This window comes from Desertibacillus haloalkaliphilus (assembly GCF_019039105.1).
GTDB lineage: Bacteria > Bacillota > Bacilli > Bacillales > KJ1-10-99 > Desertibacillus > Desertibacillus haloalkaliphilus.
In genome coordinates this window covers 1-21,539 of record NZ_JAHPIV010000025.1, presented here as the reverse complement: position 1 = coordinate 21,539, position 21,539 = coordinate 1, and the positions used below count along the sequence as shown (strand labels likewise).

The following is a 21,539-nucleotide window of genomic DNA, read 5'->3' as shown; positions in this document are numbered from 1 at the left end:
GGGAATGAAAGATGTTTATATTTTAGAAGGTGCTAGAACTGCATTTGGCTCGTTTGGCGGAAAGTTAAAAGATGTTGATGCGACAACGCTTGGGGTAACTGCGAGTCAAGAAGCGATCAAGCGAAGTGGAATCGAAAGCGAGCAAATTGACTTTTCTGTCGTTGGTAATGTGATTCATACGTCCAAAAATGCTTCGTATATTAGTAGACATATTTCTTTAAAATCAGGTCTACCAATCACAAGTCCAGCGCTTACGATCAATCGCTTATGTGGTTCAGGATTGCAAGCCGTCATTTCTACGGCGCAGTCGATTATGCTTGGTGATGGCGATGTTGGCTTGGCCGTCGGTACGGAAAACATGAGTCAATCCCCATATGCTTTGCGTGGTTCACGTTTTGGTACGGGGTTGAAAAGTCCACAAATGGATGACATGCTTTGGGCGACACTAACCGATGAGTACTCTGGCATTGGTATGGGAGTAACGGCTGAGAACTTGGCTGAAAAGTTTAATATCAGTCGAGAAGAACAGGATGAATATGCACTACTCAGCCAACAGCGAGCAGCAGCAGCACGAGAGAGTGGACGCTTTGCTGAGGAGATTGCTCCAGTCGAAATCTCTACAAAAAGAGGGACAAAAATTGTTGATGTCGATGAGCATATTAGAGAAGATACAAGTTTAGAATCACTAAGTAAATTAGCGCCAGCATTCGCTAAGTCAGGTTCGGTGACTTCGGGGAATGCGAGTGGAATAAATGATGGGGCATCTTCACTTGTTGTAGCTAGCAGTGATTTTGTCGCCCAAAATAACAAATCACCACTAGCTCGTATCGTTTCTTACTCAGTTGCCGGAGTGGATCCAAACATTATGGGTATTGGCCCAGTTCCAGCGATCCAAGAAACGTTGAAAAAAGCGAATTTAACGGTTGATGATATCGATTTATTTGAAGTTAATGAAGCTTTTGCAGCACAATACTTATCAGTTGAGAAGGAATTAGGATTAGACCGGGAGAAGACAAATGTTAATGGCGGTGCCATTTCGCTTGGACACCCTGTTGGTGCTAGTGGCGGTCGAATCTTATACTCGCTCATCAAGGAATTGAAAAAAAGAAATGGTCGTTATGGTATTGCCTCATTATGCATCGGTGGCGGCCAAGGAATTGCTTTATTAGTAGAAGTTTAACACCATCTTCCTTCGTACTAGAGGTTAAAAGGGGGGCAAGGGTACCTATCTCATGTGATAGACTTGCCCTCTTTTTTATTTGATTGAATTTGCGGACAATTTTAAAAAGTTGTATAATTGGTGGTGGTAAATGATAGAACGATACGGATATGGTTAGTTGAGGGGGATAAGATGAACAAATACGATCTTTTTTTTAAAAAGCTTAACGAAACCATTAAAAACGGGATTGCTTTCATTGACAAAGATGGAGTTATTTTTTATTGTAATGAACGACTTTTACAGATGACGGGCAAGACAGAGCAAGAAGTTATGGGATGTTCGATAGATCGATTATTTCCAATGCTAAAGATTGGTGAAAGCCCCCAGTTTCAACGCGAAGATCACGAGCAGAATGTTTCATTAGATGAGAATGTGTATCATGTATCTTGGCACCCAGTCATAGACGAGGATCACTTCATAGGTGGAGTTCTTTATTTCCGTGATATTTCAGAAAAAGAACAGTTAAAGCAGTCATTGAATGAGGTTCAAAAATTAAACCGTCAATTGGACTCAATTATAAATGCGAGTTATGATGCAATGTACCTAGCTGATGAGAGCGGTAGAGGAGTCAAGGTGAGCCGCGCCTACGAAAGAATTACAGGCGTAAAGCCGGAAGAATTAATCGGAAAAAAAATGAGTCAGGTTGTCGAAGAAGGGATCGTTTCGGAATCGGTGACTGAAAAGGTGATTGGGACACAAGAACCAGTAACGATCGTTCAAAATGTACGAGGTAAGGAAGTGTTAGTAACCGGGAGCCCTGTCTTCGATGAGAAGGGCGATCTAATAAATGTTGTAACAAATATACGCGATATCTCTGAGTTAAACGAACTTAAAAAAGACCTCCAAAAAATGAAAGCGTTGTCAAGAAAGTATTATGATGAGCTTGCCGAAATAAAAAATAGTAAAGTTGAGACAGATGGAATTATTACTCAAAGTACAAAGATGAAACAAATTATTAATGTAACTAAACGTGTGGCTCATTATGATTCAAGTATTTTAATTTTGGGAGAGTCAGGTGTCGGTAAAGAATTAATTGCTAGGCTCGTTCATAACAATAGCAATCGTAAAACTAGCCCTTTCATTAAGGTCAACTGTGGCGCAATTCCTCATGAATTGTTGGAATCAGAGTTGTTTGGCTATGAAGGCGGAGCATTTACAGGGGCGAACAAACGCGGAAAACCTGGGATGTTTGAATTAGCGAACAACGGAACTTTATTTTTAGATGAAGTCGGTGAGCTCGCTCTAGATCTACAGGTGAAGTTATTAAGAGCTGTTCAAGAACTAGAAATTACGAGGGTAGGCGGTACGCAAAGTATTGCTGTTAACGTAAGAATCATCTCCGCTACAAATCGAGACTTATTAAAGATGACAGAAGAAGGCAAGTTTCGTAAAGATTTGTATTATCGCTTAAATATTGTTCCAATTCATGTCCCACCGTTACGGGAGCGCCGTTCAGATATTATTCCATTAACCTTTTATTTTATAAATAAGTTTAATAAGAAATACGGCATGAATAAGAGCTTTTCTCATGATGCGCTTACCTGTTTGAAGAATCAAGAATGGTCTGGAAATGTGCGTGAGTTAGAAAACTATATCGAGCGGTTGGTCGTCATGAATGAAGAGGATCATATCACACTGGATCATTTTCCTTCAGAAGTGAAAGGAAGTGAAGATAGCGCTAACTATGATGTAAATCGACCGTTAAAAGAGATACTTAAAGAGTTTGAAGGCGAGATTTTAAGGAATTGTCTGAAAAACTTTAAGACAACAAGGAAGGCGGCCGAAGTTTTAGGTATTAACCAATCCACTCTTGTTCGTAAAATGCAGAAATTAAATATAAGTGTACCGAACTAAGGGATCCTGTTTTAAGGAAAATGAACGTAACAGGGGCTGTTCTGTAAGCGAAGGACTCATCTTATATACAAATATAGTAGTGTCTGTTAAGAGGTTCTACATAGTGTATCAGAGATGAGATGATGGTTACTTGGCTTTGGGCGGCCCTTTTTGTCGTTTAATAGTAGTTGGGGCTCAACGATATCTTACATAACCGACCTAGACTGCGCTCTCATAACGGTTGAAGGACAAAAGGCGTTGAGAGTGTTGGTGAAATGTCTTTCATAAGCGTGATGAAGGACAAAAGGCGCTGAGAATGGGAGTGAAATGTCTTTCATAAGCGGAATGAAGGACAAAAGGAGCCTAGAATGGGAGTGAAGTGTCTTTCATCATCAGCCCCCACGGAGCCCCAATCAAGTAAAGTGAGCAGAAGGCTGTCATATCGTCTTTTTTTGCTGCTATTTCAAATGGTAGTTTCTCTGTTTTTAGGCTTGTCTTCTTTAAATAAAATCTAATTTGTCAGAATTCATTAGCAACTCTCTTGTCTCGTTGCATAGGATAAAGTAAGTAACTTTTTTCAGTTAGTTGGAGTCAAGAATTACAACAGACTAACGACTCGAAAATAGTATATGATCTTTCTTTGAAAATGTGAATCAATGATAAATTGCTTTTCTCAACTAGTCCTTAAGGATAGACTGTTAATTGAATTCTGAAGAGGGATAGCTTTTAAGGAGGGAATGGTAATGAAAAAAAACAACGAGCATAATTATGTCGTTTCGCAGGAGAATTGGACCCTCCACCGCAAAGGTTACCAAGATCAACGGAGGCATCAAGAAAAAGTACAGGAAGCTATTAAGAAGAATTTATCAGACTTAGTCAGTGAAGAAAATATTATTATGTCCAATGGTCATGATGTTATAAAAATCCCAATACGTTCATTAGATGAGTATAAGATTCGCTACAATTATGATAAAAATAAACATGTCGGCCAGGGCGACGGTGATAGTGATGTCGGTGATGTTGTTGCCAGAGATCCTAATGCTAAACAGCAAGGACCTGGAAAAGGTGAGGGGGCAGGTAATCAGCCAGGAGAAGATTACTCTGAAGCCGAGGTTTCGATCCTAGATCTTGAAAAGATGCTCTTTAAGGAACTTGAACTGCCGAACTTACAGAAGAAAGAACAAGATGAATTAGTTGTAGAAGACATCGAATTTAATGATATTCGCAAAAAAGGGCTTATGGGTAACATTGATAAGAAGAGAACGATTTTATCAGCGATTAAGCGAAATGCAATGGAAGGTCGACCCGGTCTAGTCCCGATTTACAATGATGATTTACGATTTAAGACATGGAGTGAGGTCATTCGTCCAGAATCAAAAGCTGTTGTGCTTGCGATGATGGATACGTCTGGATCGATGGGCCGTTGGGAAAAATATATGGCAAGAAGTTTCTTCTTCTGGATGACCCGCTTCTTACGTTCAAAGTATGAAACGGTCGATATTGAATTTATTGCCCACCATACGGAAGCAAAAGTTGTCAGTGAGGAAGATTTCTTCTCAAAAGGTGAAAGTGGTGGAACCATTTGTTCATCAGCGTACCGGAAAGCATTAGAACTTATTGACCAAAAGTATGATCCAAAACGGTACAATGTATATCCGTTCCACTTCTCCGATGGCGATAATTTAACGTCAGATAATGCGCGTTGCATTAAGCTCGTGAATGAACTAATGGAACATTCGAGCATGTTTGGGTATGGTGAGGTGAATCAATACAGCCGTCACTCAACATTAATGAGTGCGTATCGAAATATTAAAGATGAACGTTTCCGGCATTATATTTTGAAAGATAAAGGTGATGTCTACCACGCCTTGAAGAGCTTCTTTAGGAAAGAAGAAGAGGAAATCAAGATATAAAGGGTCACAGATAGGCCCCCGCTTGCAGTGAATAGTTACTGTGGCGGGGGTCAATTATTTTTCGTTGGAATGAATCTAAGACTGTCCTTTTTAAAATTAAAATCATAAACATAATGAACAAAATGAAACTTATCCGACTAATGTTTATCATTTCTATATATTCAGATAAGTTTATAAGGAGAAGTGTACTAGCCGTTCGTATTCTAGGAGTACAGTTTATCGATTTTTATTATTCTAATATACGTGTATACTAGAATGAGTACTTGGTTGTCGGTATGAGGAGAATCATTTATGAAACCGTTTCAAAAGAAGAAGTTACGTATTTTTAATGGTTTACCGGCGTTTCGCTTTACGCTGTTGCTGAAAACGATTGTATTAATCTGTTCGCTACTTACAATAATGTTATTGTTTTTAGGAATGTATACGAATACAAAATACTCGGAAACATTAGTCGAGCAAATTGGCAATCGAGCTCTTAATGTTGCTCATTCGGTTTCTGAGATACCGGAAGTGAAAGAGGCATTCCATACTGAAAACCCTGCAGAAATTATTCAGCCGATTGTTGAACGGATTAGAGTAAAAACAGAGTCTGAATTTATTGTTGTTGGTAACAGAGAAGGCGAGCGATATTCACACCCTTATGAGGAACGAATTGGTGAAGTTATGGTGGGTGATGATAATGAGCGAGCGTTATTACGAGGAGAATCCTATGTTTCAGAAGCAGAGGGGTCACTAGGACCATCGATTCGCGGGAAGGTACCGATTTTTGCTCACGATGGGGAGATTATCGGTGTCGTTTCAGTAGGTTTTTTAATTGATGATATCGAAATGACAGTCGGAACGTATGTTTCTGACGTTTGGTATTTAATTATGATTTGTATGTTTGTTGGCGTGGTTGGGGCTACTTTAATCTCTCTTCATGTAAAGAAATCGATTTTAGGCCTTGAACCAGAAGAAATTGGACGACTTTTCCAAGAGAGAGAGGCGATATTTCAGTCCATCCGTGAAGCGATTATTGCTGTTGACCGAAACGGTTACATTACAATGTATAACAGCAATGCTGGCAAGGTACTACAACATAAGGGTCGAAAAGTGGTTGGTACCCATATCAAGGATTTATTGCCACAAACTCAACTTATGGAAGTACTAGAGACAGGAAAAAGCCACTATAATCAAGAGTTATGGGTAAATGAGGAAAGGTACGTTGTGAATCGTATACCTATTTATTATGGCCAGAAACTGATGGGGGCGGTTTCAACCTTTCGAAACAGAACGGAAATAGAGAGTCTAGCAGAAGAATTGTCGAAGGTGAAGCAGTATTCGGAAGCCCTCCGTGTACAGACCCACGAGTTTTCCAATAAATTAAATACAATCTCAGGGTTCTTACAATTAGATCAAATTGAAGAAGCGATTGATTTTATCAATAAAGAGAGTAGACAGCAACAAGAATGGATTCATTTCTTAATTCGAAATGTGCGCGATCCTTATGTGAGTGCAGCCTTACTAGGCAAATTAAATCGTGCTCATGAACTTGGAATAACGATGACGATCAACGCTAATAGTGAACTTCATTCACCACTTACAGAAAAGCAAAGAGAAGGGTTAGTAACCATTTTAGGAAACCTATTAGAAAATGCCTATGAAGCAGTGAAGGAATCAACTCAACAGCTGGTCACCATTTTCTTTACTGACATTGGTCATGAACTCATTTTTGAAATTGAAGATAGTGGAGTTGGTATACCTGAAGAGAGTGTCGAGAACGTTTTTACAAAGGGGTACTCAACGAAGGAAGGTGCACACAGAGGTATTGGACTTGCCTTAGTTCAACAACAATTAGAACAATTGGATGGCTATGTAACACTAGAGACAAGCGATTTAGGTGGGGCTTGCTTTATTATAGCCATTCCTAAAGACAAGAAATAGGAAGGTGATGATGTTGCCAAATCAGTCATTTGCTGTGTTGATTATTGAGGATGACTTTCGTGTTGCCGATATTAACAAACAGTTTGTAGAAATGGTAGAAGGATTTCATGTTTCTGGTGTAGCGAAAACGGGTCAAGAAGCACTTGATTTTCTTGAAGAGGCTTCTCACTTACCGGACCTAATTTTACTTGATGTTTATATTCCTGACGTGAAAGGTTTGGAGTTAATGTGGGAGATCCGAAAAACATATCAAGGCATAGACATTGTCATGATAACTGCCGCAAATGAGGTAGAAACAATTGAAGAGACGTTTCGTGGTGGAATCTTTGACTATATTATTAAGCCAGTCGATTTCAAACGCCTTAAACAGACGTTTGACCGTTATGTTGAAAAACAAAAACGGTTTGAAGGGAAACAGGAAATGACACAAGATGAGCTTGATCAACTCAGAGGTGTAAACACTTCTCCGCAAGTGAAAGAGGAAAAGTCAGAACTTCCAAAAGGCATTGACCGGTTGACACTTGAAAAGGTTACAGCTGTTCTTCAAGAGAATGAAAAAGTAGGATTTACTGCGATAGAAGTGGGAGAGCGTATTGGAGCGAGTCGTTCAACTGCAAGACGTTACTTAGAGTATCTAGTTTCTATTGAACAAGTAAAAGCTGAATTAATTTATGGGGATGTTGGTCGACCTGAGCGTCGCTATTTTTTAACGTGATCATTATGAACAAAATGAGCATAGGTTAATTAATTTCCATAATCTGTAGGTTTCGTTCTTTTTATGCTACATTGGATCATATCTACTTGGACTCGGTGAACAAATCGATTCGATATTACTGTAATGGAATGATAAAATATGAACCTATTTTTTGTTATCCTAACTAGTGTTATTTTGCCTGTTTTTGTTTTATTAGCGATGGGAATTATTCTGCATCGGAAATTTCATTTTGATCTAAAAACCTTATCGAAAATCACGACTTATTATCTATTACCAACAACGACATTTGTAAACGTGTATAAAAGTAATATTGACGGACAGGTACTAGTAGAAGTTATTAGCTATCAATTAGTATTGTGTCTGATTTTAATGATCATCTGTGCAGTAGCTTCTCGGCTATTAAAACTGGATAAGGGGATGTCTGCAACATTAAAAAATAGTGTGGTCTTAATGAATTCAGCCAATTACGGTCTTCCAGTAAGTCAGCTTGTGTTCCAACAGAACCCATTAGGAATGACGATTCAAATTATCGTTACTATTATTCAAAACTTTGTCACCTATACATACGGATTATTAAATTCTGTCTCTGTGAACTATCATGGACGACAAGCATTGCAAGTTTTATTTAAAATGCCGATGTTGTATGCACTTATAGCAGGAGTGTTATTGCAAACACTGTCAGTAGAAATTCCAATCGTTCTTTGGAACCCGCTAGAAAGTGTAGCGAACGCATTTATCGCTATGGCGCTTTTAGTATTAGGGGCACAAGTTGCCTACATACAAATGACGAAGATTAATAAAATACTAGTCTTAAGCTGTATAGGTAGACTAGTACTCGCACCAACCATCGCTTTGGCTCTTATTTTTCTCTTTGGGTTAGAAGGTACGGTAGCTCAAGCATTATTTATTGCGAGTTCATTTCCTTCCTCGCGTAATAGTGCGCAGTTTGCGTTAGAGTTTAATAATAATCCAGAGCTTGCTGCTCAAACCGTTCTAGTTACAACATTGCTCAGTGCGATCACAGTTACAACCGTTGTTTTTATCGCACAACTTATCTTTTAGTCTATGACATTCTTTCTGTCCCTTTTTTAGAACCGCACTATCAAAAAACTTCTCTTGAGATCGATAACTCTCAAGAGAAGTTTTTTGATTAGATCGCAATAATTCCAATTAAAATGGCAACAACCATAAGAACTAAACTGAAACCCCAAACCCATACTAGTGAGTAACGGATATGTTTCCCCATTTCACATCCTGCTAACCCGAGGGCTAACCAAAGGGCTGGTGAAAATGGGCTGACAAATGTGCCAATAATATTTCCAATAATCATTGCATAAGCAGTTGAATACACATCAACACCATAACTTGTAACAATTTGTTCAACGACTGGCAGTAAAGCAAAATAATAGGCATCTGTATTTAAGATTAACTCAAATGGTACCCCTAGAGCACCGATGATAAGGTGTAAATAAGGTACTATGAAAGCAGGAAGTATCGTCACCATATCTACTGCAATAGAATCTAACATCCCAGTGCCACTTAAGATTCCTAAAAATGACCCTGCAGCTAAGATAATACTTGCCATAAGGAGTGCATTTGGCGCGTGTGCCTTAATTCTCTCCATTTGGTCACTGACTTTCGGATAATTCAATGGTAAAGCAAGGCTAAGGGCAATCATAAAGACAAAACCAGCCGGGATAATTCCCCATACTAACATTCCAATCATGCCTAAAGTTAATAATAGATTCACCCACAATAGTTTTGGACGTGCTAGTGGATTGTCCTTTTCTTGTTCTGAATGGGTTTCAGCTGCTAGCTCCTGAGTAGCTGCTACTTCTAGATGAGCATCTTCTGTATCGCTTCGGTTAGCAATACGTTTCTTTTCGCGGATCCCTAAGACGATAGCCATCCCAACTAATAAAACTAGCGCAATAATTTGTAATGGAATGAGTGGTCTCCATAATTCAGTTGGATCCATCCCAAGGACAGCCGCCGTTCGTCCAAGTGGACCTGCCCATGGTAGCATGTTTAAGATACTTGCACTTGTCCCTACTAATAAGAGAAGTAAGTACGGACTCATTTTTAAACGTTGATATAAAGGTAATAACGCAGGTATTGTAATAAGGAAAGTCGATGCCCCCGAACCATCTAAGTGGGCAATAGCAGCGACAAGAACTGTTCCAACTGCGACAGCGATTACATTACCTCTAGAAAGTTTAATCATTTTATTAATTATCGGATCAAATAGTCCGGCGTCTTGCATTACGCCAAAAAAGAGTATCGCAAAAATGAACATAATGACAACGTTAATGACTCGATCAATTCCTTCATTAAAAAAGGTACCGATTTCTACAATTCCAAAGCCAGCTATTAAGGCCCCGATAATTGGGACGATTACTAAACCAATGATTGGTGATATACGCCCTTTTATCAGTAAGATAACGATCGTTAAAATGGTAGCAAAGCCTATAATACTAAGCATTCGTTTCCTCCCCCTCTAAGTAAAAGTATAAATTCATAAAAGAAAACGTCTCAGTAAAACGCTTTCAAAATTTGTTAAAAATTTTTAAGAAGTTTCTGATATATTTAATAACTTATCATACGAGAATAAGAGGAGATAGTTTATGAAGATAAACGGAATATTGATTAATAATGCTATTTTGTTCATATTGATCACAGAGAGGTTCCCCCCTATCTATAGAAATCCTAGTTTAGTTAGATCATGAATAACCAAAAAAACACTGACAGCATTTATCTACTGTCAGTGCGGATTGGGTTTATTCTAAAATTTTACTTTCTAAATCATCGATCATGAGGTGAGCGGCAAGGACTCCGCCTGCTGTGTTCCAAATGGCATCGCTGACTTTATGAGCATCTCCTCTTTCAACAACAGGTAGTTGTTGGAATAACGGGTCATTTAACCATTCTTCTTCAACATTTGATCCTTCTCCATCACCAGTTTCATAGGTGAAGTAGAAAAGAATGTCACCATCCATATCAGGGATCATTTCTTTTGTTGCCCCCATGATCGCAAGTTCATCTGCTCTTTGTGATTCTGGGCGGTTAAAACCAATCTCCTCAAGAATTACACCTGAGAATGAATCTTTCTGATAGATTCGTACATCTCCACCTAAGAAACGAACCATAGAGATTTCTAAGTCTAGGAGATCACCAGCTTCCTCTTGGAAAGCAGCAATGCGTGCTGCGTAATCCTCTAATACTTGTTCGCCTTCTTCTGTTTTATTTAACGCTTCTGCATAAAGCTCAAAGTTGATTTTCCAGTTTCCGCGTAGTGACTCTGCAAAGACAGTCGGTGCAATCGCACTTAATTGCTCATATACGGCTTCTTGACGCATTTTGTTTCCAATAATTAAATCAGGTTGAAGAGCCGCGATGGCTTCTAAATTTGGTTCACTCTCTGTCCCTAGTTCTTGTACGCCTTCCATATCTTCACTAATATGCTCATACCAAGGATCACCAGTCCAAGACGTAACAGCTCCTACAGGTGTAACCCCTAAGGCTAGTAATGCTTCTGTTCCCTCATTCGTTAAAATGACTACTTTTTCTGGTGTCCCTGCGATTTCCGTTGACCCCATGGCGTGTTCAACTATGTAGGAAGATGTTGTCTCTTCGTTGTCATTCTCAGCAGGTTCAGTAGTCTCTTCTTCTGAATTGTTCCCGCATGCAGCTAAAGCTAAAACGAGTGTAATCATCATCGAGAACAAGATAAATTTTAATGATGCTCTTCGCATAATTATGTCTCCTCCAAAATGTGTTAATTGATAATTAATTTCAATTGCATATATAATAGTAAGTGTGATTGTGAAAAATGTCAATATGTAAGTGAAAATGATTCTCACGTTCATTGACTATTATTATCAATTAACATAAACTTTAAGTACTGATATTAATTTACTAGAATAATAGATCATTTACTATTAAAGGGGTCACACAATCATGATATTAAAATCAACACCAGCAAAAGTTAGCGGCCTTATCGTTGGGATCGTCATCTTTCTTTTATTTATTTGTTTAAGTATTGTTTATGGATATACAAATACAAGCTGGAAAACAGCTATTGAAGCCTACACAAACTTTAATGGGTCAAATGAACATTTAATTATCCAAACAACCAGGATGCCAAGGGCATTGATTGCAGCTACTGTGGGAGCTAGTCTCGGAGTCGCAGGCGCATTGATGCAAGCGTTGACGAACAACCCATTAGCCGATCCGAAGATATTTGGTATAGATGCTGGTGCGAGTTTTTTTATTGTTAGTGCGGTCACATTCTTTTCTATTACCTCTTTAGGGTCTTTCGTTTGGATTGCATTTGCAGGCGCAGCACTTGCAGGGGCTGCCGTCTATTTTATTGGATCGTTAGGAAGAGAAGGACTAACACCGATGAAATTTACGCTAGCAGGGGCAGCGATATGGGCCTTGTTTTCGTCCTTAACGCAAGGGATGCTTGTTTTAAATGAAAAGGCCTTAGAGGAAGTGTTGTTTTGGTTGGCAGGCTCTGTCCAAGGGAGGAACCTTGAATATTTACAAAGTGTCTTACCCTACCTACTTGTGGCTTGGGTTGGTTCATTAGTGATTGCTAGGCACATTAACTTACTATCGATGGGAGAAGATGTAGCCAAAGGTCTCGGGCAGCGAACAGGATTTATCAAATTAATTTCTGCAATCATAATAATTATATTAGCGGGAGGATCTGTGGCGATTGCGGGTCCGATCGGTTTCGTTGGAATTATGGTTCCTCACATCGCTCGTTTCTTTGTTGGGATCGATCATCGTTGGCTGATTCCTTACTGTGCAATTATTGGCGGGTGTTTGTTACTGGTAGCCGACATTAGTGCTAGATATGTCATCATGCCACAAGAAGTACCAGTTGGAGTGATGACAGCAATTATTGGGACACCATTCTTCATTTATATTGCACGTAAGGGGGTGTCTAAATCATGAATTTAAAAAAGTATTTTGTGTTACGTCTTGGAAAAGATAACCTGTCCTTTTTAGTTGATCGTAGAAGTATATTTGTTTTTTTCATTCTCTTATTAACTACAATTATTGTTGCTCTTTTAAGTGCGGGGTTAGGGGAAATGAAAATTAACCCTATTAATGTCATAAAAGCTTGGTTCGGTTATGGAACGGATATGGAAAATCTCGTTGTAAACTCCTTTAGACTACCGAGAATTGTGATTGCGATTCTTGTTGGAATCTCGTTTGCCATCTCAGGTGCGATCTTGCAAGGAATAATTCGAAACCCATTAGCGTCACCAGATATTATCGGTATTACAGGTGGTGCTGCGGTTGCCGTCGTTTCATTTTTAGCGATTTTCAGTAATGAGCATAATGCCTTAACCGTAAGCATAAAATGGATGCCCTTAGCTGCTTTTATAGGGGCAACGTTAATTGCTTTGCTTATCTATATATTAGCTTGGAAAAATGGTGTCTCACCCATTCGACTTGTTTTGATAGGGATTGGCTTGTCGGCTTTAACACAAGCACTTACAACATTGTTTATGGTTCTAGGTCCGATTTATCAAGCAAGCCAAGCAAACATTTGGCTGACAGGATCGATCTATGGAGCTAGTTGGGAAAATGTTGCAACGTTGTTACCATGGACGGTCGCCTTACTAGTCATATTAGCGATTGTAACGAGACATTTGAATGTCCAAGAGTTAGGGGATTCGATTGCTACTGGTGTCGGAAGTGTTGTTGGGCGTTATCGAATAGGCCTATTACTGTTAAGTACTGGATTTGCAGCAGGGGCTGTCGCTTTTGCCGGTGGAATTGGGTTTGTCGGTTTAATTGCTCCACATATTTCTAGGAAACTGGTCGGTTCATCCTTTGGTGCGCTCCTACCAGTATCTGCTCTAGTTGGTGCAATTTTAGTGATGGTAGCGGATTTAATTGGAAGGGCGTTCTTTAGTCCGAATGAAATTCCTGCGGGTGTATTTACTGCAGTGATTGGAGCACCTTACTTTATTTACTTATTATATAAAAATCGAAACTTATAATGAAAGGATTTAGATCGTATGAGCCTTGAAACTTCAGGATTAACACTCGGGTATGGTGAGTCAGTGATCATCGAGGAGCTTGATATAAAAATACCTAAAGGTGAGATAACAGTATTTATTGGTGGAAATGGCTGTGGAAAATCAACGTTATTGCGCTCACTTGCAAGGTTACTAAAGCCAAAATCAGGATCGATCGTTCTTGATGGAACTTCCATTCAAAAAATGCAGACAAAAGAAATTGCTAAGCAACTAGCGATTCTTCCTCAAGGCCCAGAAGCACCTGAAGGTTTGACCGTTCTTCAGCTCGTTAAACAAGGACGTTACCCGTATCAAAACTGGTTAAAACAATGGTCAGAAGTAGATGAGAGGAAGGTTAGCGAAGCTTTAGAAGCAACTCAATTAACCGACTTAGCTGAGAGACAGGTAGATTCTCTCTCAGGAGGTCAAAGGCAGCGGGCATGGATCGCGATGACCCTTGCTCAAGATACAGATACGATTTTATTAGATGAACCGACGACCTATCTAGATATGACACATCAAATCGAGATTTTAGATTTGTTATTTGAATTAAATGAAAAAGAGCAGCGGACGATTGTGATGGTACTTCACGATTTAAACTTAGCTTGCAGGTACGCTCATCATATTGTCGCGGTTCAAAATCGGAAAATTTTTGATCAAGGCAAGCCTGAAGATGTTATTACGTGTGAGTTGGTGAAGAACGTTTTTCGCATGGATTGTCAAGTAACAAGTGATCCACTTTTTGGAACACCTTTATGTATCCCTTATGGAAAAGGACGCTGCATAATAAAATAAAGTAGGTGTCAGTTGATGAAAAAGCTACAGTTGGATGCAAATGAACGGAATGAATTGTGTAATTACCGTGTCTGTTTTCATAAAAAAACTGAAGCAACACAATCGATTCCTGTTGAGATGTTGTTTGATCGAGCTTATTTAAAAAAACTCATTGAAGACTTACAACAAGACATGGATGCCGAGGATGGCCGTGTGACTGCCTCTATCTTTTCAAAGCGTTATAGCTTTCTACTTGTTGTTCCTGCTTTTTATAGCTTTTCAGTTTTAAATAAAAAGATAAACCTAGCTAAAGACCAATTATTCTTAGAACCATCAAAGTCTACCGAACATTGGTTACCTCAGTTACTATTAGTAGATCAAACGGTACGTCTGTTTGATAGTGAAGAGGAAAGGGTCTTCCAGCGAAGGTTGTTAGTTGAGGACATTTTTGCCAATCACCTTAATCTGATCTGCAATGAACTGTCAACAGCGTGGAAAGTTCCGAAACAAATATTATGGGAAAATACAGCGATTTATCTCTTTTGGTTATATGAATCTTTATTAGAAAAGGAGAGCGCTGAGGATGTCAAGCAGAGGTTGAAAGAAGACTTTTCCTATCTGCTCAATGATGCTGAAGGATCTTTGTTTGGTAACTACAACCGAAATCCGCTGACTAGATTTTACCACGAGAAAACCTTGGTTGAAGGAAAGGAAATCCGCATCCGCAAAACTTGTTGTTTTTCTTATCAAGCGGAATCAAGGAAAATGTGTTACACCTGTCCAAAGAATTGTAGGTAGTACGACTAGTAAAGCCTTTATATATTCTTGACTATTTAGGAATGTTGATTGTTCCCCGACTTCAATTGTTGTCGGGTTTTGTTGTTAATATGTAAGGGATTTCTAAAACAAGACGACTTTCTATTATTTTAGAAAGCCGTCTTGTTTTTTTATTATCAGCACTCTATTTGGTGCTTAGAAGCTCTTAGTATAAAGATCAAAAATGCTAATGTAATGGTTTTGTTTAGCCACCTTCTTACCAACAGGTTAACAAGGTTTATAACGTAAATACGTTGAAAAGTGAAAAAACGTCACTGACTTTCACTGAAGTTCACTGACCTTCACTGAAGGAGATAATATCGGCTAAAGGCTTCTAGGTAGGTTTGTTGGATTTTTTAACTAAGTGTTATGATAATTCTCGTTCAATTTAGTGTAAAATTTGATATTTTTCGACAGGTTGTGGTGTTTCGATCGCAATTTTGCTTGGAAAAACAATAGAGTAATAGTCTTAACTGAAAAAGGGGAATGCAATGAATAAAATCGAAGCAAATGACGTATTTAAAATCTTTGGTTCGAATCCAAAAGAAGGTTTAAAACGTGTGAAAGAAGGACAAGGAAAACAAGAAATTCTTAAAGAAACAGGAATGACTGTAGGGGTGAACAATGCAAGCTTCTCTGTAAAAGCAGGTGAGTTCTTTGTGATTATGGGGTTATCTGGGAGTGGAAAGTCAACCCTTATCCGCTTAGTTAATCGTTTGATTGACCCTACAGCTGGTGAGATTCTCATCGATGGTGAAGACCTTACTAAAATGGATAAAACCGAACTAATGCAAGTTCGTCGTAAAAAGTTAGGTATGGTATTTCAACGCTTTGCACTCTTTCAACACCGAACGATTTTGAAGAATGTTGAATATGGTCTAGAGGTTCAAGATTTTCCTAAAAAGGAAAGGGAGGAAAGAGCTAGAAAGGCGATCAAAGATGTTGGCTTAAGTGGATATGAGGAGAGTTATCCTGATCAACTAAGTGGTGGTATGCAACAGCGTGTTGGATTAGCGAGAGCCCTAGCAAATGAAACAGACATCTTATTAATGGATGAGGCGTTTAGCGCGTTAGATCCATTAATTCGTAAAGATATGCAAGATGAGCTTCTTCAACTTCAGAGGAATCTAAATAAAACCATTCTATTCATCACACATGATCTAGATGAAGCACTTAAATTAGGAGATCGGATTGCGATGATGAAAGACGGTGAAATTGTTCAAATTGGTACTGCTGAAGAGATTATGTCGAACCCAGCCAATGATTACGTGTCTACTTTTGTTCAGGATGTGGACCGTTCTAAAGTCTTACTTGCCTCTAATGTCATGAAAAAGCCTGATGTTCTGACAACGGTCAAAGAGGGACCACATGTGGCGGTGAGGCGAATGGAGGAAAAGGGCATATCCAGTATTTTTGTTGTCGATAAAGATCAAATGTTAAAAGGATTGTTAACGATTGATGAGGCAGTGCAAGGAGTGAAGGAAAAGCTACCTGTAGAAGATTTGCTTGTCGGCACTTATCCGACAACATCACCTGAAACGCCATTACATGAGTTGATAGGCGTCGCAGCTGAAGCAAAATATCCAATTGCTGTAGTTGAGGATGGAAAGTTACTTGGGATCATTGTGAGAGTCTCGATTTTATCAGGATTAGCCTTAGGGAAAGAAGCTGATGAGGAGGTGATCATAGCGTGAATTATTTTCATCTTCCATTAGAGGATTGGACAAATCGCTTTGTTGATGAATGGTTAATTCCAGTACTTGGCCCTTTCTTTGATTTTATTAGTGTTGTAATTGGGGCTATCATCAATGGGATTTCCTCTGCGCTAACATGGGTCCAACCCGAAATTATCGCTTTAATCATTGTTTTCATTGCTTGGCGAACAGCAGGAAAAGGGATTGCTTTATTTAGTTTCATAGGTTTACTGTTTATTGGTTCAGTTGGTCTATGGGATGCAGCGATGGAAACGTTAACGATTGTCATCGTTGCAACCGCATTTTCGATTGTAATTGGGGTTCCCATTGGGATATGGAGTGCAAAATCTGATATTGGTGAGACAATCGTCCGACCAGTTTTAGATTTTATGCAAACTCTTCCTAGCTTTGTATATTTGATTCCAGCCATTTTATTATTTGGTTTAGGCGGGGTCCCAGCAGTGATTTCAACGTTTGTATTTGCGACACCACCGTGTGTACGTTTAGCAAACTTGGGTATTAGACAAGTCCCTGAAGATGTCGTTGAAGCGGCGAAGGCTTTCGGATCGACATCATGGCAAATCTTAACGAAAGTTCAGCTGCCACTAGCTGTTCCAACAATTATGGCTGGTGTTAACCAAACGATCATGCTTGCATTATCGATGGCAGTGATTGCTTCGATGATCGGTGCACCAGGACTCGGTTCAACGGTGTTGGCAGGGATCTCTAGTGTCAATGTTGGTCTTGGTCTTGTAGGTGGTCTTGGTATTGTTGTATTAGCGATTGTACTAGACCGAATTACACAAGGGTTAGGTGAACAAAAACATAGTTAATGGTTCCGTATGTAAAACATGAGGTTATCGGAATCGGTTTATAGTGCAGAACATACATAATTTAAGGAGTGTAGAAAAATGAAAATGAAGTTTCTAGTTGCAAGTCTGGCTTTTGCATTACTATCAGTGCTGCTTATTGGATGTGGCACTGAAGAAACGAGTGGAAACGATACGGATAGTGAAACTGAAAAAGGTACAATAACCGTTGGAGTTACTCCATGGTCAAGTACAGTGCCACCAACTAATATCGCTAAGCTTCTACTTGAAGATCTTGGGTATACTGTAGAGCTTCAAAGTGCGGATGCGGGTGCGGTCTATACAGGAATGTCAAGAGGTGATATTGACGTATTTATGGATGCGTGGTTGCCAGATATGCATGGACATTTCATGGAGAGATATGGAGACGACATTGATCAAACAGCCCTTAGTTATCCAGATGGAGAATTAGGTTGGGTTGTGCCTTCATATGTTGAAGGAATTGACTCAATTGATGATCTTAAAGGCAATGAAGAGATGTTTGATGGCAAGGTCTATGGTATTGAAGAAGGTGGTGGGATGACGATCACTTCAAGAGAAATGATCGAAGAGCTTGGTTTTGATCTTGAATATGTATCATCAAGTGAAGCAGGGATGTTGTCCCAAGCGATGCGAGAGATTGGCCAAGAAGAACCTGTATTATTCTTAGGTTGGCGTCCACATACGATGTTTGTTAATTGGGATATTAAGGTACTTGAAGGCCAAGAAGAGTATTTCCCGACTTCAGAGATCCACGTATTAACGAATATTAATTTTCAAGACACAGCGCCAGCAGCGTATGAATTCTTAAGCAATTGGAGCATGCCGGTTGAGGAAATTGAAAAGATGATTGCTGAAATTGAAGATGGCGCTGATGAAGTTGAAGTCGCGAGAGAATGGATTGAAAATAATCAGCAACATGTCAGTGAAATGTTAGGTGAATAACGAACAGTGTATTGTTTTAAAAGTCTGTACCTGACTGTGCACCATGCAGTCTAGGGGCAGACTTTTTTTACAACGTGTTATTCATTTTGATTAGGAATCTAAAGCGTGAATCAGGTGCTTGTTTTTTAAAACAATAGAAAATTGAGAGGTAATTGAATGAGCTGGTTATTTATGATCTTAGCAATCGTTTTTGAGGTTGCAGGTACAATATCGATGAAGTTTTCTAGTGGATTTACAAAACTGTATCCAGTTATGATGACACTTATCTGTTATTTGCTTAGTCTTGCATTCTTTGCGTTAGCTTTAAAAAAGATTGATATTAGTATCGCTTATGCGATGTGGTCGGGATTGGGTATTGTTCTAATAACGGTCGTTGGGGTATATTGGTTTGAAGAATCGGCAAGTATTTTAAAGCTTATTTCTATCCTATTTATTATCATAGGAGTTATAGGTCTCAATCTAAGTAAAGTCTAGTGAATTCAACATTGATTTAAGTCGAGATATGGAGGTAAAAAATGATCCGTTTTGGTGTAATTGGGACAAATTGGATAACAGAAAAATTTATACAAGCAGCAACTGAGGTAGAAGGGTTTACACTCTCAGCTGTTTATTCGCGAACGGATGAACAAGCAAAAAGATTTGCAGCGAAGTTTAGTGTAGAAGCTACTTTTACAGACCTTAAGAGCTTCGTAGAAAGTGATGAGATTGATGCTGTTTACATCGCAAGTCCAAACTCTTTTCATGCAGAGCAGGCGATCCTGTGTATGGAACACGGTAAACATGTTCTTTGTGAAAAACCGATGGCTTCAAATAGTAAGGAAGTCAACGATATGATTTATACGGCTAAACAAAACAATGTCTTATTAATGGAAGCTCTAAAAACAACGTTACTTCCTAATTTCAAAACCATTCAAGAGAATATAAATAGGATCGGCAAAATCCGTCGTTATGTTGCAAGTTATTGCCAATACTCTTCCCGTTACGATGCGTATAAAGAAGGAAAAATTTTAAATGCATTTAATCCAGCCTTTTCCAATGGTTCTTTAATGGACATTGGTGTCTATTGCGTCTATCCACTTGTCGTGCTCTTCGGCAAGCCAGATACAGTAAAAGCGAATGGAATTGTTCTCGAATCTGGAGTGGATGGAGAAGGAAGTATGACATTAAAATACAGTGAGAAGGACGCAGTTATTAGCTATTCTAAAATTACGAATTCGTCCTTACCATCGGAAATTCAAGGAGAAAAGGGAAACATTATTATTGATAAGATCCATACTCCGGAAAAAGTTGATATCAAATTTAACGATGGAAGTGTAGAGGATATCACAAGAGAGCAAGAAAAGCCGTCTATGTATTATGAAGTGAAAGAGTTTATTGATTTGATTAAAAATGGTGAGCTAGAATCGCAGGTCAATACCTACAAGAACTCATTGGTAGCATCAGAAATTATTGAAGACGCCCGCAAGCAAATGGGAATTGTGTATCCAGCGGATCGATAACGTTTGTTAGTTAGAAGAAATCTTTTAAAAGATGCAACGGCTTCGCACTTTTTCAGTGCCCTCAGTCATAAATGGATATTATTTTTCAAATCGAGCATCTTAACAGTATAGATCATGAAAAGAAAGGTAATTGTGCATGGTATATTTGTTATTATTGCTTGGGTTTGTATTATTAATAAAGGGTGCTGACTATTTTGTCGATGGGTCTGCTAATATTGCCACATTGCTGCGTGTACCACCACTCTTGGTAGGGCTTACTATCGTTGCTTTTGGTACAGGAGCCCCAGAGGCAACAGTGAGTATGATTGCGGCATTCGAAGGCAATGCGGATGTCACATTAGGGAATGTTGTTGGGAGTAATATCATCAATATGGCTTTGGTTGTTGGTGTCACTGCATTTATTTTCCCTTTAAAAGTCGAAAGTGCAACGATTAGAAAAGAAATTCCGTTTGCTTTTTTAGCAAGTATCGTTTTACTCGTATTAATGAGTGACCAATATTTGCAAGAGACACCTGAAAACATCATTACGAGAAGTGACGGGGTCATCTTTTTACTGTTTTTTGCTATCTTTTTATACTATGTAATCGAAGCTGCAAGAAACAGCCGTGATGAGGAATTAGAAGAAGCGACGAGCGATCAAAAGGAGTTAAGTTGGGGAAAGAATATTTTATTCTCAATAGGTGGTCTTTCTGCAATTATCTTCGGGGGGTATTTAGTAGTTGAAAACAGTACAGAAATTGCCCTTCGCTTTGGTATGAGTGAGGCATTAGTCGGTTTAACGATTGTTGCGATTGGGTCCTCGTTACCAGAGCTTGTTATAGCCGTTACTGCGGCTTTAAAAAAGCAAAGTGAAATTGCATTAGGTAATATCGTTGGGAGTTCAATATTTAATATTTTATTTGTTCTTGGGGCCACTTCATTGATCATGCCTCTTTCTGTAAATTTTAAAATATTTTTCGATGTCTCAGCGATGTTAGTATTGACCGTAGTATTGTTTATTTTCTCTAGAACGCAATGTAAAGTGGGTAAGATGGAAGGGTTGGTACTGACTCTCGCTTATATTTCATACCTTGTATATATAATTATAAGAAATTAAGGGTGAAGGTATCGGAACAAAACGAGTTAAACGATAGGCAATGGCTTTACTTGCCACAAGCCCGATGTGAATCTCACACGGGCTTTTAAAAGATTGGTGACGGTTGCGCTCATTGCTTCGAGGCTGGGACAAAAGGTGAAACGAACCTTTTGAACTGCCCCCTGTCAAGTAGACAGTGGAAATAATAAAAATGACCTAAGCGGCTTTAGCTCTATATTCTATAGGG

At 39.0% G+C, this 21,539-nt stretch carries 18 protein-coding genes; 16 read left to right on the top strand and 2 right to left on the bottom strand.

The genetic code is table 11. The annotated features are described in order from the left end of the window. Positions 1–4 precede the first annotated feature (4 nt). The 6 genes from KH400_RS20135 to KH400_RS20110 all read left to right on the top strand — a co-directional run bounded on the left by KH400_RS20135 (position 5) and on the right by KH400_RS20110 (position 8,665). Entirely contained in the window at positions 5–1,180 is a 1,176-nt protein-coding gene (locus KH400_RS20135) for a thiolase family protein (RefSeq protein ID WP_217227719.1), read from the top strand. 171 nt (positions 1,181–1,351) lie between these two features. Further along, positions 1,352–3,073, top strand: a complete 1,722-nt coding sequence (locus KH400_RS20130) for a sigma 54-interacting transcriptional regulator (protein ID WP_246589908.1) — start codon at positions 1,352–1,354, stop codon at positions 3,071–3,073. 722 nt (positions 3,074–3,795) lie between these two features. Beyond that, the gene (gene yhbH, locus KH400_RS20125; RefSeq protein ID WP_217227718.1) at positions 3,796–4,965 is read left to right on the top strand and encodes a sporulation protein YhbH; all 1,170 of its coding nucleotides are present in this window, start codon (positions 3,796–3,798) and stop codon (positions 4,963–4,965) included. 291 nt (positions 4,966–5,256) lie between these two features. Beyond that, positions 5,257–6,888, top strand: coding sequence for an ATP-binding protein (locus tag KH400_RS20120; RefSeq protein ID WP_217227717.1), 1,632 nt, complete (start codon positions 5,257–5,259; stop codon positions 6,886–6,888). A gap of 7 nt (positions 6,889–6,895) precedes the next feature. Next, positions 6,896–7,603 carry a response regulator gene (locus KH400_RS20115; protein ID WP_246589914.1) on the top strand — a complete coding sequence of 236 codons (708 nt, stop codon included), beginning with the start codon at positions 6,896–6,898 and terminating at the stop codon, positions 7,601–7,603. Between the two features lie 138 nt (positions 7,604–7,741). Next, positions 7,742–8,665 carry an AEC family transporter gene (locus KH400_RS20110; protein ID WP_217227716.1) on the top strand — a complete coding sequence of 308 codons (924 nt, stop codon included), beginning with the start codon at positions 7,742–7,744 and terminating at the stop codon, positions 8,663–8,665. An 88-nt stretch (positions 8,666–8,753) separates the two neighbouring features. Here the strand turns inward: KH400_RS20110 and KH400_RS20105 are convergent, their stop codons facing one another. Next, positions 8,754–10,085, bottom strand: a complete 1,332-nt coding sequence (locus KH400_RS20105; RefSeq protein ID WP_217227715.1) for a CitMHS family transporter — start codon at positions 10,083–10,085, stop codon at positions 8,754–8,756. A 295-nt stretch (positions 10,086–10,380) separates the two neighbouring features. Continuing rightward, positions 10,381–11,355, bottom strand: coding sequence for an ABC transporter substrate-binding protein (locus KH400_RS20100; protein WP_217227714.1), 975 nt, complete (start codon positions 11,353–11,355; stop codon positions 10,381–10,383). A 205-nt stretch (positions 11,356–11,560) separates the two neighbouring features. Here KH400_RS20100 and KH400_RS20095 point away from each other — a divergent pair, with 205 nt between their 5' ends. The 10 genes from KH400_RS20095 to KH400_RS20050 all read left to right on the top strand — a co-directional run bounded on the left by KH400_RS20095 (position 11,561) and on the right by KH400_RS20050 (position 21,313). Continuing rightward, a complete protein-coding gene (locus KH400_RS20095; protein WP_217227713.1) occupies positions 11,561–12,565 on the top strand; it encodes a FecCD family ABC transporter permease in 1,005 nt (334 codons plus the stop codon). Then, positions 12,562–13,623 carry a FecCD family ABC transporter permease gene (locus tag KH400_RS20090; protein ID WP_217227711.1) on the top strand — a complete coding sequence of 354 codons (1,062 nt, stop codon included), beginning with the start codon at positions 12,562–12,564 and terminating at the stop codon, positions 13,621–13,623. The genes KH400_RS20095 and KH400_RS20090 overlap by 4 nt, the downstream gene beginning before the upstream one ends. An 18-nt stretch (positions 13,624–13,641) precedes the next feature. Next, the gene (locus tag KH400_RS20085) at positions 13,642–14,436 is read left to right on the top strand and encodes an ABC transporter ATP-binding protein (RefSeq protein ID WP_217227710.1); all 795 of its coding nucleotides are present in this window, start codon (positions 13,642–13,644) and stop codon (positions 14,434–14,436) included. A gap of 15 nt (positions 14,437–14,451) precedes the next feature. Continuing rightward, positions 14,452–15,213, top strand: coding sequence for a siderophore-iron reductase FhuF (gene fhuF / locus KH400_RS20080; RefSeq protein ID WP_217227709.1), 762 nt, complete (start codon positions 14,452–14,454; stop codon positions 15,211–15,213). A gap of 509 nt (positions 15,214–15,722) precedes the next feature. Then, positions 15,723–16,925: a quaternary amine ABC transporter ATP-binding protein gene (locus KH400_RS20075; protein WP_217227708.1), complete on the top strand. Its 1,203-nt coding sequence runs from the start codon at positions 15,723–15,725 to the stop codon at positions 16,923–16,925. Beyond that, positions 16,922–17,758 carry an ABC transporter permease gene (locus KH400_RS20070; protein WP_217227707.1) on the top strand — a complete coding sequence of 279 codons (837 nt, stop codon included), beginning with the start codon at positions 16,922–16,924 and terminating at the stop codon, positions 17,756–17,758. The genes KH400_RS20075 and KH400_RS20070 overlap by 4 nt, the downstream gene beginning before the upstream one ends. A 78-nt stretch (positions 17,759–17,836) precedes the next feature. Beyond that, positions 17,837–18,718 (top strand): glycine betaine ABC transporter substrate-binding protein, encoded by an 882-nt coding sequence (locus KH400_RS20065; RefSeq protein ID WP_312889297.1) that lies wholly within the window; start codon positions 17,837–17,839, stop codon positions 18,716–18,718. Between the two features lie 156 nt (positions 18,719–18,874). Beyond that, positions 18,875–19,192, top strand: coding sequence for a DMT family transporter (locus tag KH400_RS20060; RefSeq protein WP_217227706.1), 318 nt, complete (start codon positions 18,875–18,877; stop codon positions 19,190–19,192). Between the two features lie 41 nt (positions 19,193–19,233). Then, positions 19,234–20,217, top strand: a complete 984-nt coding sequence (locus KH400_RS20055; protein ID WP_217227705.1) for a Gfo/Idh/MocA family protein — start codon at positions 19,234–19,236, stop codon at positions 20,215–20,217. 136 nt (positions 20,218–20,353) lie between these two features. Next, positions 20,354–21,313: a calcium/sodium antiporter gene (locus tag KH400_RS20050; protein WP_217227703.1), complete on the top strand. Its 960-nt coding sequence runs from the start codon at positions 20,354–20,356 to the stop codon at positions 21,311–21,313. The last annotated feature ends 226 nt before the right edge of the window (positions 21,314–21,539 follow it).